The sequence below is a fragment of the Streptomyces lydicus genome (assembly GCF_001729485.1).
Classification (GTDB): domain Bacteria; phylum Actinomycetota; class Actinomycetes; order Streptomycetales; family Streptomycetaceae; genus Streptomyces; species Streptomyces lydicus_D.
Genome location: NZ_CP017157.1, coordinates 2515364 through 2531058, shown reverse-complemented (window position 1 = coordinate 2531058; position 15695 = coordinate 2515364). Strand labels below are relative to the sequence as shown.

The 15695-nt window shown below is 74.0% G+C and carries 14 protein-coding genes; 6 read left to right on the top strand and 8 right to left on the bottom strand.

Going from position 1 to position 15695, the window contains the following annotated elements:
* Positions 1–84: 84 nt before the first annotated feature.
* From SL103_RS10870 to SL103_RS10865, 3 genes are all read left to right on the top strand, one after another.
* On the top strand, positions 85–1488 hold the full coding sequence (locus SL103_RS10870; protein WP_069568658.1) for an OFA family MFS transporter: 1404 nt from the start codon (positions 85–87) through the stop codon (positions 1486–1488).
* Positions 1485–1598, top strand: coding sequence for an MFS transporter small subunit (locus SL103_RS39515; RefSeq protein WP_432215347.1), 114 nt, complete (start codon positions 1485–1487; stop codon positions 1596–1598). The genes SL103_RS10870 and SL103_RS39515 overlap by 4 nt, the downstream gene beginning before the upstream one ends.
* Before the next feature lie 123 nt (positions 1599–1721).
* Positions 1722–3164 carry an amidase gene (locus SL103_RS10865; protein WP_069568657.1) on the top strand — a complete coding sequence of 481 codons (1443 nt, stop codon included), beginning with the start codon at positions 1722–1724 and terminating at the stop codon, positions 3162–3164.
* A gap of 54 nt (positions 3165–3218) precedes the next feature.
* On the opposite strand, the gene soxR is transcribed toward SL103_RS10865, so the two are convergent.
* Complete coding sequence (gene soxR / locus SL103_RS10860; RefSeq protein ID WP_069568656.1) at positions 3219–3707, bottom strand: redox-sensitive transcriptional activator SoxR; 489 nt, start codon at positions 3705–3707, stop codon at positions 3219–3221.
* A gap of 139 nt (positions 3708–3846) precedes the next feature.
* Here soxR and SL103_RS10855 point away from each other — a divergent pair, with 139 nt between their 5' ends.
* Positions 3847–4308: a MaoC family dehydratase gene (locus SL103_RS10855; protein WP_069568655.1), complete on the top strand. Its 462-nt coding sequence runs from the start codon at positions 3847–3849 to the stop codon at positions 4306–4308.
* Here SL103_RS10855 and SL103_RS10850 read toward each other — a convergent pair.
* A complete protein-coding gene (locus SL103_RS10850; protein ID WP_069568654.1) occupies positions 4289–4939 on the bottom strand; it encodes a TetR/AcrR family transcriptional regulator in 651 nt (216 codons plus the stop codon). The two genes, SL103_RS10855 and SL103_RS10850, sit on opposite strands and share 20 nt — an antisense overlap.
* A 120-nt stretch (positions 4940–5059) precedes the next feature.
* Positions 5060–6211 (bottom strand): acyl-CoA dehydrogenase family protein, encoded by a 1152-nt coding sequence (locus SL103_RS10845; RefSeq protein WP_069568653.1) that lies wholly within the window; start codon positions 6209–6211, stop codon positions 5060–5062.
* A 98-nt stretch (positions 6212–6309) separates the two neighbouring features.
* On the opposite strand from SL103_RS10845, the gene SL103_RS10840 reads away from it, so the two are divergent.
* Together SL103_RS10840 and SL103_RS10835 are read left to right on the top strand one after the other, a co-directional pair.
* On the top strand, positions 6310–6966 hold the full coding sequence (locus SL103_RS10840) for a TetR/AcrR family transcriptional regulator (protein ID WP_069568652.1): 657 nt from the start codon (positions 6310–6312) through the stop codon (positions 6964–6966).
* A gap of 64 nt (positions 6967–7030) precedes the next feature.
* On the top strand, positions 7031–7996 hold the full coding sequence (locus SL103_RS10835) for an urea transporter (protein ID WP_347877839.1): 966 nt from the start codon (positions 7031–7033) through the stop codon (positions 7994–7996).
* A 28-nt stretch (positions 7997–8024) separates the two neighbouring features.
* Here SL103_RS10835 and SL103_RS10830 read toward each other — a convergent pair whose 3' ends face one another.
* The 5 genes from SL103_RS10830 to SL103_RS10810 all read right to left on the bottom strand — a co-directional run bounded on the left by SL103_RS10830 (position 8025) and on the right by SL103_RS10810 (position 15691).
* Complete coding sequence (locus SL103_RS10830) at positions 8025–8792, bottom strand: class I SAM-dependent methyltransferase (protein ID WP_244303884.1); 768 nt, start codon at positions 8790–8792, stop codon at positions 8025–8027.
* 163 nt (positions 8793–8955) lie between these two features.
* Positions 8956–10038 carry a Zn-dependent alcohol dehydrogenase gene (locus SL103_RS10825; RefSeq protein WP_069568650.1) on the bottom strand — a complete coding sequence of 361 codons (1083 nt, stop codon included), beginning with the start codon at positions 10036–10038 and terminating at the stop codon, positions 8956–8958.
* A 103-nt stretch (positions 10039–10141) separates the two neighbouring features.
* A complete protein-coding gene (locus tag SL103_RS10820) occupies positions 10142–11536 on the bottom strand; it encodes an aldehyde dehydrogenase family protein (RefSeq protein ID WP_069568649.1) in 1395 nt (464 codons plus the stop codon).
* A 346-nt stretch (positions 11537–11882) separates the two neighbouring features.
* Positions 11883–13331, bottom strand: coding sequence for a CitMHS family transporter (locus SL103_RS10815; RefSeq protein WP_069568647.1), 1449 nt, complete (start codon positions 13329–13331; stop codon positions 11883–11885).
* 134 nt (positions 13332–13465) lie between these two features.
* Entirely contained in the window at positions 13466–15691 is a 2226-nt protein-coding gene (locus tag SL103_RS10810; protein ID WP_069568645.1) for a molybdopterin oxidoreductase family protein, read from the bottom strand.
* Positions 15692–15695: the final 4 nt, after the last annotated feature.

The window sequence follows — 15695 nt, the reverse complement described above, 5'->3', positions numbered from 1 at the left end:
CGGGGCCGCCGTACGGGGCACGGGGTCACGGGAGTTGGGCCCTGCGGCCTTCCGGGAGGGCGGCGCGCGGGGTACGTTCCGCGCATGTCCGCGCTCGCCCGCTCCCGCGTCGTCGCCCCTCCCGGATGGAGCCGCTGGCTCGTCCCGCCCGCCGCCCTGTCCATCCACCTCGCCATCGGACAGGCTTATGCCTGGAGCGTGTTCAAACCGCCGCTGGAGTCCTCGCTCCAGCTGTCCGGGACGGCCTCCGCGCTCCCCTTCCAGCTGGCGATCGTGATGCTCGGGCTGTCCGCCGCCTTCGGTGGCACCCTCGTCGAACGCAACGGCCCGCGCTGGGCGATGGGTGTCTCGACCGTCTGCTTCTCGGCCGGGTTCCTGATCGCCGCCCTCGGCGCGGCCACCGGTCAGTACTGGCTGATCGTCCTCGGGTACGGCTTCGTCGGCGGCATCGGCCTGGGCATCGGCTACATCTCGCCGGTCTCCACCCTGATCAAGTGGTTCCCGGACCGGCCCGGCATGGCCACCGGCATCGCCATCATGGGCTTCGGCGGCGGCGCGCTGATCGCCTCCCCGTGGTCCACCCAGCTCCTGGCCTCGCTCGGCCGGGACGCCTCCGGCCTCGCGCGGACCTTCCTGGTCATGGGCCTGGCCTACGCGGTGTTCATGACGGTGGGCGTGCTGCTGGTACGGGTGCCCGCCGATGACGGGATGCCGTCCGCCCGGCCGGCCGCGGGCGTCCCGGCGGACCGGGCCCCGGCGACCACTGCGCGGGTCTCCGCCCGCAGGGCGCTGCGCACCCCGCAGTTCTGGTGCCTGTGGGTGGTGCTCTGCACCAACGTCACGGCGGGTATCGGCATCCTGGAGAAGGCCGCGCCGATGATCTCCGACTTCTTCGCGCACACCGCGGCACCGGTCAGCGCCTCGGCCGCGGCCGGCTTCGTCGGCATGCTCTCGCTGGCCAACATGCTCGGCCGGATCGTCTGGTCCTCGGCCTCCGACCTGATCGGCCGCAAGAACGTCTACCGCCTCTACCTCGGTGCCGGCGCCCTGCTGTACCTGCTGATCGCGCTGGCCGGCGATGCCTCCAAGCCGCTGTTCATCGGCTGCGCCATGGTGATCCTGTCCTTCTACGGCGGCGGATTCGCCACCGCCCCGGCGTACTTGAAGGACCTGTTCGGCACGTACCAGGTGGGCGCGATCCACGGCCGGCTGCTGACCGCCTGGTCCACGGCCGGCGTGCTCGGCCCGCTGATCGTCAACGCCGTCGCCGACGACGCCGGGGCGGCCGGCCACAGCGGCCCCGACCTCTACACCACCTCCTTCTTCATCATGATCGGCCTGCTGGTGGTGGGCTTCGCCGCGAACGAGCTGGTCCGCCCCGTGCATCCCCGGCACCACGAACCACCCGCCCCCGCCGGGCAGTCGGCGCCCGGGGACCGCCCCGCCGCCGCGCCCGGAGCCGCCCGCCCGAAGGGAGCCGACCAGTGACCGGCCGCCGTACCCTCCTCCTCGTCCTGGCCTGGCTGTGGGTGGGCCTTCCGTTCCTCTACGGCCTTTACGAACTCACCCTGAAACTGAAACAACTGTTCACGGGCTGACCACCCGCACCGGCATTCGCCCCGGACGGCGTCGGCCCCCGCCGCCCGTACGGCAACAGGGCCGTGCGGCACTCCCCCGCGCCCCCCGAGGGCGGGGGAGGTACCCAGGAGAGGTGGACGTCCATGGCCGAACTGCACGATCTGACCGCGGTCGAGCAGGCCCGCGGCATCCGGTCCGGTGAGCTCTCCCCCGTCGAGCTCACCGAGCACTACCTCGCGCGGATCGACCGGCTCGACGACACACTGGGCGCCTTCATCACCCGCACCCCGGAGATCGCCCGCAAGCAGGCCGCGGAGGCCGAGGACGAGGCCGCGGCGGCCCGCCGCGCGGGCCGTGAACTCCCGCCCCTGTACGGCGTTCCGGTGCCCGTCAAGGACCTCAACCAGGTCGCCGGGGTGCGCTGCACGATGGGGTCGCGGGCGCTGGCCGGGTACGTACCGGACGTCGACGACCACGTCGTGACCAAGCTGCGCGCGGGCGGCACGATCCTGCTCGGCAAGACCAACACCCCCGAGTTCGGCCTGCCCTGCTACACCGAGAACGGCGTCGCGCCGCCCGCCCGCACCCCCTGGGACCTGGCGCGCTCGGCCGGCGGGTCCAGCGGCGGGGCGGCCGCGGCGGTGGCCGGCGGGCTGGCGCCCGTCGCGCACGCCAGCGACGGCGGCGGCTCGATCCGGATTCCTGCGTCGGTGTGCGGGCTGTACGGCATCAAGCCCAGCCGCGGCCGGATCAGCGGCGGCCCGCTGCTGCACGACGTGACGGGCCTGTCCACGTCCGGCCCGCTGGCCCGCACGGTCGCCGACGCGGCCACCCTGCTGGACGTGATGGCGGGCCCGATGCCCGGCGACCCGTACGCGGCGCCCGCGCCGCCGGCCGGCGAGACGTTCGCCTCGTACGCCCTGCGCGACCCCGGCCGGCTGCGGATCGCGGTCCTGGACCAGGCCCCGATACCGGGCGTCACGGTGCACCCCGACTGTCTCGCGGCCACCGCCGACACCGCCGCGCTGCTGACCGGACTCGGCCACCACGTCGAGGAGTTGACGCTGCCGGCCGACGACGGCATCCGCCTCGCGTTCACCCGCGTCTGGTCCGTCATGGCCGCGATCCGGCCGGTGCCGCCGGCGGGCGAGGAGCTGCTGATGCCGCTCAGCCGCTATCTGCGCGGCCGCGGCGCGGACGTCGCCGGCACGGACTTCGCGCGCGCGATGTACGCCTTCCGCACGCTCGCCCAGGCCCTCGCCGACGGCCTGATGCCGGCCGGCGGCGGCTACGACGTGCTCCTCAGCCCGACCGTGGCGGCGCCTCCGGTGGCGGTCGGCGCGCTGCGCGACGACGCCGATCCGCAGGCCGAGTTCGCCGCCATCGGGGCCTTCACCCCGTTCACCGCGCTCTACAACGCCACCGGCCAGCCCGCGGTGAACGTCCCGCTGCAGTGGAACACCGAGGGGCTGCCGATCGGGGTGATGCTGGGCGGGCGCTACGGCGACGAGGCGACGCTGATCGCGCTGTCCGCGCAGCTGGAGCAGGCCCGCCCGTGGGCGGCCCGCACCCCGTCCGTGTGGTGACACCCGCCCCGGTGCGCGTGCGCCCGTCCCGCCGCGGGGCGGGCGCGCCGGCGGTCAGTCGTCCGTGCCGCCGGGGTCCTTGGCGCTGCGGTCGACCCGCAGCCGCCGTGCGCCGGGCCCCTGTTCGCCGAGGTTGTCGTACGGGTTGGACAGCGCGCACGTCTGCAGCGAGAGGCAGCCGCAGCCGATGCAGTCGGTCAGCCGGTCGCGCAGTTCGACGAGCTGGCTGATCCGCTCGTCCAGTTCGGAGCGCCAGACCTGGGAGAGCCGGGCCCAGTCGTCGCGGTTGGGGGTCCGCTCGTCGGGCAGCTCCGCCAGCGCGTCGCGGATCACCGCGAGCGGGATGCCGACCCGCTGCGCCGCCCGGACGAAGGCCACCCGGCGCAGCGCGTCGCGGGTGTAGCGGCGCTGGTTGCCGGCCGTCCGGGTGCTGCTGATCAGCCCCTTGGACTCGTAGAAGTGCAGCGCGGAGACCGCGGCGCCGCTGCGCGCGGAGAGCTGGCCGACGGTGAGCTCGTGAACCTTGTACGGAAGCTGGGGCACGGTCCAACCCTAGAACGTGTCCGCGGTCGCCCGGGCGTTGACAGGGGGTGCCCGCACTCCGCATGCTGAGCAAGCGCTTAGTAACAGTCGTCCGGTACCGGACGACGGCGGCGGACGGATCCCAGGGAGGCAGGCGGAGATGGCAGAGCCCCGAGTGTTTGGATCGCTCGACGAACTGCGCGGAGCGGTCGGCGAGGAACTGGGCACCAGCGACTGGCTGGAGGTCGACCAGAAGCGGGTCGACCTGTTCGCCGACGCCACCGGCGACCACCAGTGGATCCACGTGGACCCGGAGAAGGCCGCGGCCGGCCCGTTCGGCACCACGATCGCGCACGGCTATCTGACGCTGTCGCTGCTGCCCGCCCTGGTACCGCAGCTGATGCGGGTCGAGGGCGTGAAGATGGGCATCAACTACGGCACCAACAAGGTGCGCTTCCCCGCCACCGTGCCGGTCGGCTCGCGGCTGCGCGCCACGGCCAGGATCGCGGACGTCGCCGAGGTCACGGGCGGGGTGCAGCTCACCACGGTCGTGACGATCGAGCGCGAGGGCGGCGAGAAGCCGGTGTGCGTGGCGGAGACGGTCAGCCGCTTTTACCTGTAGCGGGCAGCGGCGGGGCGCCCACCATCCGCAGGACGAGGTCGGCGTAGAGCGCGCCGACCTCGTCGGGCGTGCGCGAGCCGTCCGCGGAGAACCAGCGGGCGACGTCCACGCACAGCGACAGCACGGCCAGGGTGGTGCCCGGGACGTCGTCGACGCGGAACGCGCCGCTGTCCGCGCCGTCCTGGATGATCTGCCGCAGCAGCCGGTCGGTCTGCCGGCGCAGCCCGGCGATCTCGGCGTAGTGCTCCGGGCTCAGCGCCTGGAGCTCGTACTGGATGACCCGGGCGGTGGTGTGGTGCTCGGCGTGCCAGCGGGCGAAGGTGCGGACGGCGTCGCGGAGCCGCTCGGGGGCGCTGCCCGGGGCCTCGGCGGCGGCGCCCATGATGCGCAGCGCCTTCTCGTGGCCGATCCCGCTGATGCGGTAGAGCAGCTCCTCCTTGGTCTTGTAGTGGATGTAGAGCGCGGCCGGGCTCATCCCGGCCCGGCCGGCGATGTCACGGGTGGTGGTGGCGTGGTAGCCGCGCTCGGCGAACGCCTCGACGGCCGCGCTGACCAGCCGTCGCGCGGCGTCCGGGGTCACCCCGGCCCACTCCTCGTTCTCCTCCGCAGCCTGCTGTGCCGCCGCACCCATCGCGCACCCCGCTCCTCGACCCGCCAGGGACGTTCCTCAGACGGATCGAACACCATACCGCGGCACTGAGCAAGCGCTTAGGTCCGGTCGGGCGGTCGCGGGCGGGCCGGGGCGGCGCCGTCAGAAGGCGGAGACCCCGGTCAGCGCCCGGCCGATGAGCAGCTTCTGGATCTGGCTGGTGCCCTCGTAGAGGGTCATCACGCGGGCGTCCCGCAGCAGCTTGCCGACCGGGTACTCGTCGATGTAGCCGTAGCCGCCGAAGACCTGGAGGGCGTTGTTGGCGGCCCGCACCGCGGCCTCGGAGGCGAACAGCTTGGCCTGCGAGGCGGCGGTGGCGAACGGCTCGCCGCGCTCGATCAGATCGGCGACCCGCCAGGTCAGCAGCCGTGCGGCGTCGACGTCCACCGCGATGTCACTGAGCAGTTCCTGCACCAGCTGGTGGCGCGCGAGGGGGCCGCCGAACTGCTCGCGCTCGCCCGCGTAGCCGAGCGCGGCCTCCAGCGCGGCCTGAGCGATGCCCACGCAGCCGGCGGCGACCGACATCCGGCCCTTGGCCAGCGCGGACATCGCGACCGAGAAGCCCTTGCCCTCCGGGCCGAGCATCGCGGACGCCGGGACCCGTACGCCGTCGAACACCAGCTCGGCGGTGGCCTGGCCGCGCAGCCCCAGCTTGCCGTGGATCTCCCGGCGCGCCAGGCCGGGGCTGTCGGCGGGCACCAGGAAGGCGCTGATGCCGTGGTGCCCGGGGGCGTCGCCGGTGCGGGCGAAGAGCAGCACGACATCGGCCCAGGTGCCGTTGGTGATGAACATCTTGGCGCCGTCGATGACGAACTCGTCCCCGTCGCGGACCGCGCGGGTGGCGAGGTTCGCGGCGTCGGAGCCGGTGCCCGGCTCGGTCAGGCCGAAGCAGCCGAGCGCCTCGCCGGAGGTCAGCCGCGGCAGCCAGTGGCGCTTCTGCTCCTCGTCGCCCCAGGTCGCGATCGTCTTGGCGACCAGCCCCAGGGAGACCGAGACGATGCCCCGCACCGAGGAGTCGCCGCGGCCCAGCTCCTCGGTCACCAGCACGTACGAGAGGTGGTCGCCGCCCGAACCGCCGTACTCCTCGGGGACGGTGAGCCCGAGGAAGCCGAGGCCGGCGAGCTTCTTGACGAGGGCGCGGTCGACCTTCTCCGCGCGGTCCCAGGCGGCGGCGTACGGCGCGACCTCGCGGTCGACGAAGTCCCTGGCGAGCCGGCGTACCGCGGTCTGCTCCGCGCTGAGCTCCAGATCCATCCCGGTCCCCTCATGGGCGTGAGCAGCGCGGAGGCATCTCACCGACGCCTTTAATTAGCACTGCTAGTTTTCGCTGGGCAGCCTCTACTATGTGCGTCATGGCCCGACCCCGCAAGCCCCTCCTCAGCCGCGAGCGCATCGTCGCCACGGCGCTGGAGCTGATCGACGCCGAGGGGCTGCCGGCCCTCTCCACCCGGCGGCTGGCGGCGGAGCTGGGCGTCAGCGGGCCGTCGCTGTACAACCACTTCACGACCAAGGACGAGATCCTCGACGCGGTCGCCGACACGGTCATCGCCGAGGTCGACGTCGCGGCGTTCGAGGGCGGCGACTGGCGCACCGGGCTGCTCGGCTGGGCCCGGTCCTACCGCGCCGCGCTGGCCGCGCACCCGCATGTCGTGCCGTACCTCGCGCAGGGCCCCGGGCGCCGCCCGGCCGGGCTGAAGATGGCCGACGCGGCGTTCGGCGGCATGGTGGAGGCCGGCTGGCCGCCCGCGCAGGCCACCCGGGTCTGCGCGATGGTCCGCTACTTCGTCGCGGGCTCCGCGCTGGGCTCGTTCGCCCGCGGCTTCGTCGACGACCCCGGCGCGTACGACCCCGCCGACTACCCGCACCTCGGGCAGGCGCACCTGCTCGCGGAACACCAGCGCCAGGTGGACGAGGGCGCGTTCGAGACCGGTCTCCAGGCCCTGGTGGACGGACTGGCGCTGCACCACCCCGAGCTCGTCCCGCCGACGGACCGCGCCCGGCCGCTGTAAAGTGCCCCGGCCCCTGGCGAACAGGGGCCGGGGGCGTGAGCCCGTCGTTCGAGCAGGAGGCGGCGTGCGCGAGTGCGGCACGGCCATCAACGGCCCTTTCCGGGCCCGGTCCATGGGGTTCGTGGTCGAGGTGCTGCGGGGGCAGGCGCAGGTCGACTTCGTGCCGAACGCCCTGACCGGCGTGGTGTTCTCGGCCGGCCTGTGCGCGGCGGGCTGGGAGTTCGGCCTGTACGGGCTGGCCGGCACGGCCGCCGGCACCGCCTCCGCCCGTCTGCTGGGCGTCGACCGGGACCGGATCACCGCGGGCCTGGAAGGCTTCAACGCATGCCTGGTGGCGGTCGGCTGCGCGGTCCTCCTCGGCGCCCGTCACCTGTCCACCGCGCTGCTCGCCCTGGCCGCCGCCGCGCTGGTCACGGTCCTCACCGCCGCCGTGGCCCGCCTGCTCGCCACCTGGCAACTGCCCACCTTCACCCTGCCGTTCTGCATGACGGCCAGCGCGCTGACCATCGCGGCGCCCGGCTTCCGGCGGGTCTGGCACGAGGACGCCGGCCCGGCCGCGCTCCCCCGCGCCGCGGACGGCCCGGTCTCCCTCACCTTCACCGACCTGTGGCACGGCTTCTTCGCCAACATCGGGCAGATCTTCTTCATGCCGCAGTGGTACGTCGGCCTGATATTCCTGCTCGGCCTCTTCCTCGCCGGCCGCCGCGCGGGGGCGCTGGCCTGCGTCGGCAGCCTGGTCGGCCTGCTCACCGCGTGGGCCCTCGGCACACCCGCGGAGCAGGTGGCCGAGGGCGTGGCGGGCTACAACGCCGTGCTGGTGACGATGGCGCTGTGCGGGGTGGTGCTGGTCGCCGACGCCTGGAGCCTGGCGTACGCGGTGGCCGGGGCGGTGGCCGCGACCTTCCTGCGCCCGGCGCTGGCCGCCCTCTTCGCGCCGTCCGGCGGCCACGCCTTCACCTGGCCGTTCGTGCTGGTCGCGCTGGTGTTCCTGGCGGCGGCACCGGTCTTTCCCCGGCTGCGCAGGGTCTGACGCCGCGCGACGCCGGCGCGAGGAGTCGTCACCGACGCCGGTCCGCGGCGCGGCCCCCTTTCCTGCCGCGCACCGCCCAGGCCCGGGCGGTGAGCGAGAGGGAACCGTCCGGCCTCCTGGGGACAGCCGCGCCGAGCGCGTCCCGTACCCGGTCCCGCTCGGCGGGAGCGAGGGCGGCTGCCCAGCTCGGTGCGGGGCCCTGTCCTGCGAGGAAGGGCTCCGACAGATCGGCGAAGTCGACGAAGTCGGTGGGCACCTCGATCGAGGTGGTCGCCACGTCAACCAGTCCCGCGCCAGCCCATACCGCACGCAACGGCTCCGGCCGGCACACGGTGAACCGGCGGCCCTCGTCCAGCGCGGCCGCGGACGGATCCACCTCGGTGGCGGCGTCCCAGAACCGGCGAACGAAGCCCATGCCGTCGGCGTAGTCCCACACATACGCCGCGATCAGGCCGCCCGGCCGGACCGCCCGGGCCATTTCGGCCACCGCGGCAGTGGGCGCGGGAAAGAAGTTCAGCGCCAGCCCGCTGACGGCCACGTCCCACGCTTCAGCGCGTACCGGAAGCGACATCGCGTCCGCCACGACGAAGTGCGTCGAGGGGGGAGCGGCGCTTCGGGCTGCGTCCACGAACGCGTCGGACCGGTCGATGCCCACCGTCAACCGGGGGTGGCACCGGGAGGCCAGCACCGCCGACAGCACTCCCGTACCGCATCCCACGTCCAGGTACCGCAGTCCGGCCGGGCAGTGGAGCCACGCCGTGAACTCCTCGGCGACAAGCCGGCTCCACCGACCCATGTACCGGTCGTACGCGGCCCCGACCGCCCACCCGTCACACCGCTGATTCTCCATGGCACCACGATCCCCGCCTGCCTGCCCCACGGGCCGCAGGCACGCGCGTGCCGGCGGGCGGCCCGGACGACGGGACGGAGCGATCAGGGCCCGGATACCGGGACGGCCCTCAGAAGACCACCAGCGAGCGCCCGCCCTTCCCCGCCACCATCGCGTCGAAGGCGGCCGGGATGTCGTCCAGGCCGATGCGGTCGGTGACCAGCGCGGACAGGTCCAGCGCGCCCGAGCGGACGTGCCCGGCGACGACCGGGAGGTCGCGGGCGGGGTCGCTGTTGCCGTAGACGCAGCCGGACAGCGTCCGGCCGAAGTAGAAGAGCTCCAGGGCGGAGAAGGTCACCTGCTGGTCCTGGCCGCCGATGCCGACGACCGTGGTGCGGCCGCCGCGCCGGGTGGCCGACCAGGCCGTACGGATGGTGTCGGCGCGGCCCACGCACTCCACGGCGACATCGGCGCCCACGCCCCCGGTGAGCTTGCGGACCCGCTTGGCGGTGTCCTCGCCGGCGACCAGGAACTCCGTGGCGCCCGCCGCGCGGGCCAGTTCCTCCTTCGCCGGGGAGACGTCCACCGCCACGATCGTGCCCGCCCCGGCGATCCGCGCCGCCTGCAGCGTGGCCAGGCCCACCCCGCCGACGCCGAGGACCACGACCGACTCCCCCGGCCGCACCGCCGCGCTGTGGTGGACCGCGCCCCAGCCGGTGAGCACCGCGCAGCCGAGCAGCGCCGCGTCGGTGAGCGGCACCCCGTCCGGCAGCGGCAGCGCGGCGTGCGCGGCGACCACGGTCTCCTCGGCGAAGGCGGCGGTGCCCAGGCCCGGGTGGAGGGCGCTGCCGTCGGCGGCGAGGGTGGCGTACGGGGCGTTCGCGGCGACGCCCGCGTTGGCGCACAGCCAGGGCTCGGCGAGCCCGCAGAAGTGGCAGTCGCCGCAGGACGGCGCCCAGTTGAGGACGACCCGGTCGCCGGGGGCCACCGTGGTCACGCCGGGGCCGGCCGCGGTGACGGTGCCCGCGCCCTCGTGGCCGAGGACGGCCGGGACGGGCTGGCGCAGGGTGCCGTTGGACAGCGAGAGGTCGGAGTGGCAGACACCGGCGGCGGCCAGCTTGATGCGGACCTGGCCGGGGCCGGGGTCGGGCAGGTCGATCTCGGCGACCTGGAGCGGGGCGTTGACGGCGGGCAGGACGGCGGCGCGAACCACGGGGGTCTCCTCGGGGCGCTGGACGGGGGCGGGGCGGATCGGGACCGTCGGGTGGTGGGGCGGCCGCTCGGGGCCGCCCCACCACCGGTCGGGAAGGATCGGGTCAGAACTGGAGCGACTTGGTCTGCAGGTACTCGGTCAGCCCGTGCGGGCCCAGCTCCCGGCCGACGCCGGACTGCTTGTAACCGCCGAACGGGGCAAGGGGGTTGAAGCGGCCGCCGTTGATGTCGACCTGTCCGGTGTCCAGGCGCCGGGCGAAGGCGACCGCCTCGGCCTCGTCGGCCGCCCAGACCGCGCCGGCCAGGCCGTAGACGGTGCCGTTGGCGATGCGGACCGCGTCGTCCTCGTCCGCGTACTTCATCAGCGACAGCACCGGGCCGAAGATCTCCTCCTGCGCGAGGGTCATGTCGGGGGTGACGTCGGCGAAGACGGTGGGGCTGACGAAGTAGCCCTGCGCGCACGGGGCTTCGGGGCCGCCCGCGACCAGCCGCGCGCCCTCGGCGAGCCCCCGCTCGATGTAGCCGCGCACCCGGTCCCGCTGCCGGGCACTCACCAGCGGGCCGACCCGCTCGCCCGGCACGTACTTGGCGACCGCGGCGGCGGCCAGCGCGACGGCCTCGTCGTACCGGTCCTCGTGCACCAGCATCCGGGTCCAGGCGCTGCAGGTCTGGCCGGAGTTGGCCATGACGTTGGCGACGCCGACGGCGACCGCCTTGGCGAGGTCGGCGGACGGCAGGACGACGTTGGCGGATTTTCCGCCCAGTTCCAGCGCCACCTGCTTGACCGCGGCGCCCGCGGCGGCACCGATCCGCCGGCCGACGGCGGTGGAGCCGGTGAAGGAGACCAGATCGATCCCGTCGTGCTCGGCGAGCGCCTGGCCGGCGACCGGGCCGAGGCCGGTGACGAGGTTGAACACCCCGGCGGGTATCCCGGCCGCGTCGACGCACTCGGCGAAGAGCTGGGCCACCAACGGGGTGTCCTCGGCCGGTTTGAGCACCACCGTGCAGCCGGCCGCCAGCGCCGGGGCGACCTTGGCGACGACCTGGTGCAGCGGGTAGTTCCAGGGGGTGATCGCGCCGACCACGCCGACCGGCTCCAGCAGCACGGTGGAGTTGCCGATCCGTTCCTCGAAGGAGAAGGTCCGGGCCAGTTCGGCGTACGAGCCGCAGACCGCGGCCGGCACCCCGGCGTGCACCGCCCTGCTGAAGGCGAGCGGTGAGCCCAGCTCGGCGGTCACCGTCTCCGCGATCTCCTCGGCGCGCCCCACCAGCTGCTCGTGCAGCGCGGCCAGCCGGTCGGCGCGCTCCGCGGGCGGGGTGGCCGCCCAGCCGGGGAGGGCGGCGCGGGCGGCGCGCACCGCGGCGTCCACGTCCGCGGCGGAACCGGCCGGCACGGTCGCGATGACCCGTCCGTCGGCCGGGTCCACGACCTCGATCGTGCCGTCGCCCGCGGCGGGCCGCCAGCTTCCGCCGATGTACATCGCGTCGTGCTGCTTCACGTCGTGGTCCCTCCGGTGCCTGTGTGGTCCACCCCCGCAAGGCCAAACTAGCGCCGGTAGTTTTCCGCCGCCAGGGAGTCCCGCCGCCACCCGCGGGTGACGGTCGCCACGACCCTACGAGCCGACGCCCCGCGCACGCCTTGGCGGAAGACCTGCGCATCTCCCCCGTGACGCTGACGGATCCGGCATTGCCGCGGCCGGGGCACCCCGCCCCGCCGACCGGGCCGAGGGCCCGGTAGGAGACCACCGGCCCGGCCGTGCTCACCGCCCCCCGCGCGAAGGAGGAGGTGAGGGCCGGGCGCGGCAGCCGGCTCCTGCCGGGCCTCGCGGTGTCGGTCGCGGTCCTCTAGACGATGCCGAAGAGCAGGCTCGCCCCCAGGACGACGAGGGAGGTGAGCACGGCCCACTTGACGGTGAACCTGGTGTGGTCGCCGAACTCGACCTTGGCCATGCCGACCAGGACGTAGACGGCCGGGACCAGCGGGCTGGACATGTGCAGGGCCTGGCCGGCGAGGGAGGCGCGGGCGATCTCGATCGGGGCCACGCCGTGGGCGGCGCCGGCCTCGGCGAGGATCGGCACGATGCCGAAGTAGAAGCCGTCGTTGGACATGAAGTAGGTCAGCGGGATGCTGAGGACGCCGGTGACGAGGCCCATGTGCGGGCCGAGCGCGTCGGGGACGTTGGAGACCAGCCAGCGGGCCATCTGCTCGACCATGCCGGTGCCGGTGAGCACACCGGTGAAGACGGCGGCGGCGAAGACCATGCCGGAGACGTTGAGGACGTTCTCGGCGTGCGCCGCGATGCGGGCCTTCTGGTCCTTCATGTGCGGGAAGTTGACGGTCAGGGCGATGGCCGCGCCGAGCAGGAAGAGAACCGGGATCGGCAGCGTCTGGAGGATCAGCAGGGTGAGCAGCGCGACGGTGAGCGCGGCGTTGAACCAGTAGAGCTTGGGGCGCAGGGTGGGCCGCCGCGGGTCCAGGCCCTGGAGGTCGAGATCCCGGACGGAGCCGCCGGAGCCGTCGGAACCGCCCGGTCCGTCGTGGCCGGGGGCGTCGGAGCCGCCGGTGGCGGGCCGGGCGGCGGCCGGGGCGCCGCCCCTGGCGCCGGCGCCGACCAGGACCTGCTCGGCCTCCTTCTCCTCGACGGCCTCGGTGACCAGGCGGGTGTCGCCGAGGGTCAGCACGCCCAGCCGCTTGCGCTCGCGGCGTCCGAGGACGTACGCGAGGGCGAAGACGGCGACCAGGCCGACCGCGAGGGCCGGGATCATCGGGACGAAGATGTCGCCGGCGTCGAGCTTGAGGGCGGTGGCGGCGCGGGCGGTCGGGCCGCCCCAGGGCAGGGTGTTCATCACGCCGTTGGCGGTGGCGGCGACCCCGGTCATCACGACCAGGCTCATCTTCAGCCGCTTGTAGAGCGGGTAGAGCGCCGAGACGGTGATCATGAAGGTGGTGGAGCCGTCGCCGTCGAGCGAGACGATCGCGGCGAGCAGCGCCGTACCGACGACGACCCGCACCGGGTCGGCCTTGCAGAACCTGAGGATGCCCCGCACGACCGGGTCGAAGAGCCCGACGTCGATCATCACCCCGAAGTAGATGATGGCGAACATCAGCATCGCGGCCGTGGGGGCCAGGTCACCGATGCCCTTGATGACGTAGTCGCCCAGGTGCGCGCCCTGTCCGACCAGGACGCAGAACAGCGCGGGAATCAGCACGAGCGCTGCCAGCGGTGACATCTTCTTCATCATGATCAGCACCAGGAAGGTGGCGATCATGACAAATCCGAGGATTGTCAGCATTAGGGGTACCTCACGTTCGCCCTTGAACATCTGCCGGGGGTGGCGGTCTGGGTGGACGTTAGGTGCCGCAAACTTTTGTTAACAAGGGCTTGACGCGCGAGCAATACGAGCAAAACCCCAGGTCAATAGGGATCTCACCGGACGGGCGTGAGCAGAATGGGCAGTCCGTTGAGCACCGCGGTGCCGGAGAGCGGGTCCAGCAGCCGTCCGGCGTTGAGCTGGTTGACGTTGACGCCGGGGTCGGCGGCGGCGACGCCCAGCCGGGTGCCGGGCCGGTCGTGCCCCCAGCCGTGCGGCAGGCTCACCACACCCGGCCGCACGGTGTCGGTGACCTCGACGGGCACCTCCACCTCTCCGCCGTCCCCCTTCAGCCGGGCCGGCCCGCCGTCGGTGAGCCCCAGGCGCGCCGCGTCGTCGGGGTGCACCTGGACGGTGCAGCGGTTGCTGCCGCCCATGAGGGCGGGGACGTTGTGCAGCCAGCTGTTGTTGGAGCGCAGATGGCGGCGGCCGACGAGCAGCAGCCCGTCGGGGACCGCGCCGAGCCGGGCCCGCAGCCGCTCCGCCTCGGCGGCGATCGGTGCGGGGCACAGCTCGACGGCGCCGCTCGGGGTCTTGAGGAGGGCCGGTATCCGCGGGGCGAGCGGACCGAGGTCGATGCCGTGCGGGTGGTCCAGCAGCCGGGCCAGCGAGAGGCCCTCGGGGTCCGCGCCGAAGCCCTCGCCGTACGGGCCGAGCCGCAGCATCATGTCCAGCCGCCGCTCGGCGCCGTCACGACCGGTCAACTCCGCCGCCAGCTCAGCCGGTTGACGTCCGTGGACCGGCGAGTGCGGGTCGGCGACGGCCTTGCCGAGCGCGGTGTCGATCACCATGGCGTCCACCAGTGCGGGATCCGCGCCGTCCTGCCCGCCCAGGCAGAGGATCAGCCGCGCCTGGATCACGCACTCGTCGGGCTGCCCGTCCGCGAGCGGGAGGACCGGCCGGGTGTAGCGGACCTGGTTGCGCACGGCCAGCGCGTTGAAGGTGTAGTCGAAGTGCGCGCCGCGGGACGGCGGGGGCGGCGGCAGCACCACATCGGCGTGCCGGGAGGTCTCGTTGAGGTACGGGTCGACGCTCACCATGAAGTCCAGGGAGGCGAGCGCGGCATCGAGCCGGTCGCCGTCAGGGACGGACAGCACGGGGTTGGCGGCGATCGCGACGGCGGCCCGTACCCGGCCCTCGCCGGGGGTGTCGATCTCCTCGGCCAGGGCGGCGATGGGCAGTTCGGACTTGGCCTCGGGGTGGCCGGAGACCCGGCTGCGCCAGCGGCCGAGCGCGAAGCCGCGGCCGGGGCGGGCCGGGCGGGGCGCGGCTCCGGTCGCGGACAGCGGGAACATCAGGCCGCCGGGGCGGTCGAGGTTCCCGGTGAGGACGGCGAGGACGTCCACCAGCCAGCTGGTGAGGGTGCCGAACTCGACGGTGCTGGCGCCGATCCGGCCGTACACCGCGGCGCTGTCGGCGGCGGCCAGTTCGCGGGCCAGCCGCCGGACGGACGCGGCGGGGAGGTCGCAGGGCCCGGCGACCGCCTCGGGGGTGAAGCCGGCCGCCAGGCGCTCGACCTCGTCGGCCTGGATGACGTGCGCGGCCCGCTCCCCCAGGTCGACCAGGCCCTCCTCGAACAGCACATGGATCATCGCGAAGAGCAGCAGGGCGTCGGTGCCGGGCCGGATCGCGAGGTGCTCGTCGGCGAGTTTCGCGGTGCGGGTGCGGCGCGGGTCGATGACGGTCAGCCGGCCGCCGCGGCGGCGCAGCGCCCGGATCCGGCCGGGGAAGTCGGGCGCGGTGCACAGGCTGCCGTTGGAGTCCATCGGGTTGGCACCGATGATCAGGAGGTGGTCGGTGCGGTCCAGGTCCGGCACGGGGATGGCCAGCGGGTCGCCGTAGAGCAGTCCGCTGGAGACGTGCTTGGGCATCTGGTCGACGGTGGAGGCGGTGAAGACGCTGCGGGAGCGGAGGCCGGCGAGCAGCACCGACGGGTAGAGGGCGCCGGCGACGGTGTGCACGTTGGGGTTGCCGAGCACCACGGCCACCGCGTCCGGGCCGTGCGCCTCGACCACCGGGCGCAGCCCCGCCTGGACGGCGGCGAACGCCTCGTCCCAGGTGGCCTCGGTGAGTTCACCGTCCCGCCGGACCAGGGGGCGGGTGAGCCGGTCGGGGTCGGCGTCCAGCTCGCCGAGGGACACGCCCTTGGGGCAGACGAAGCCCTTGCTGAAGACGTCGTCCCGGTCGCCGCGGGCCGCGGTGATCCGGTCACCGTCGAGGGTGACGGTCAGCCCGCAGGTGGCCTCGCAGAGCGGGCAGATGCGCAGGGCGGTACGGGTCATCGGT

What these genes read in the sequence shown, in the direction of transcription:
- SL103_RS10870 (WP_069568658.1), top strand. Translation starts at nt 85, where the DNA reads ATGTCCGCGCTCGCCCGCTCCCGCGTCGTCGCCCCTCCCGGATGGAGC.
- SL103_RS10865 (WP_069568657.1), top strand. Translation starts at nt 1,722, where the DNA reads ATGGCCGAACTGCACGATCTGACCGCGGTCGAGCAGGCCCGCGGCATC.
- SL103_RS10855 (WP_069568655.1), top strand. Translation starts at nt 3,847, where the DNA reads ATGGCAGAGCCCCGAGTGTTTGGATCGCTCGACGAACTGCGCGGAGCG.
- SL103_RS10850 (WP_069568654.1), bottom strand. Translation starts at nt 4,939, where the DNA reads ATGGGTGCGGCGGCACAGCAGGCTGCGGAGGAGAACGAGGAGTGGGCC.
- SL103_RS10845 (WP_069568653.1), bottom strand. Translation starts at nt 6,211, where the DNA reads ATGGATCTGGAGCTCAGCGCGGAGCAGACCGCGGTACGCCGGCTCGCC.
- SL103_RS10840 (WP_069568652.1), top strand. Translation starts at nt 6,310, where the DNA reads ATGGCCCGACCCCGCAAGCCCCTCCTCAGCCGCGAGCGCATCGTCGCC.
- SL103_RS10830 (WP_244303884.1), bottom strand. Translation starts at nt 8,792, where the DNA reads ATGGGTCGGTGGAGCCGGCTTGTCGCCGAGGAGTTCACGGCGTGGCTC.
- SL103_RS10815 (WP_069568647.1), bottom strand. Translation starts at nt 13,331, where the DNA reads ATGCTGACAATCCTCGGATTTGTCATGATCGCCACCTTCCTGGTGCTG.
- SL103_RS10810 (WP_069568645.1), bottom strand. Translation starts at nt 15,691, where the DNA reads ATGACCCGTACCGCCCTGCGCATCTGCCCGCTCTGCGAGGCCACCTGC.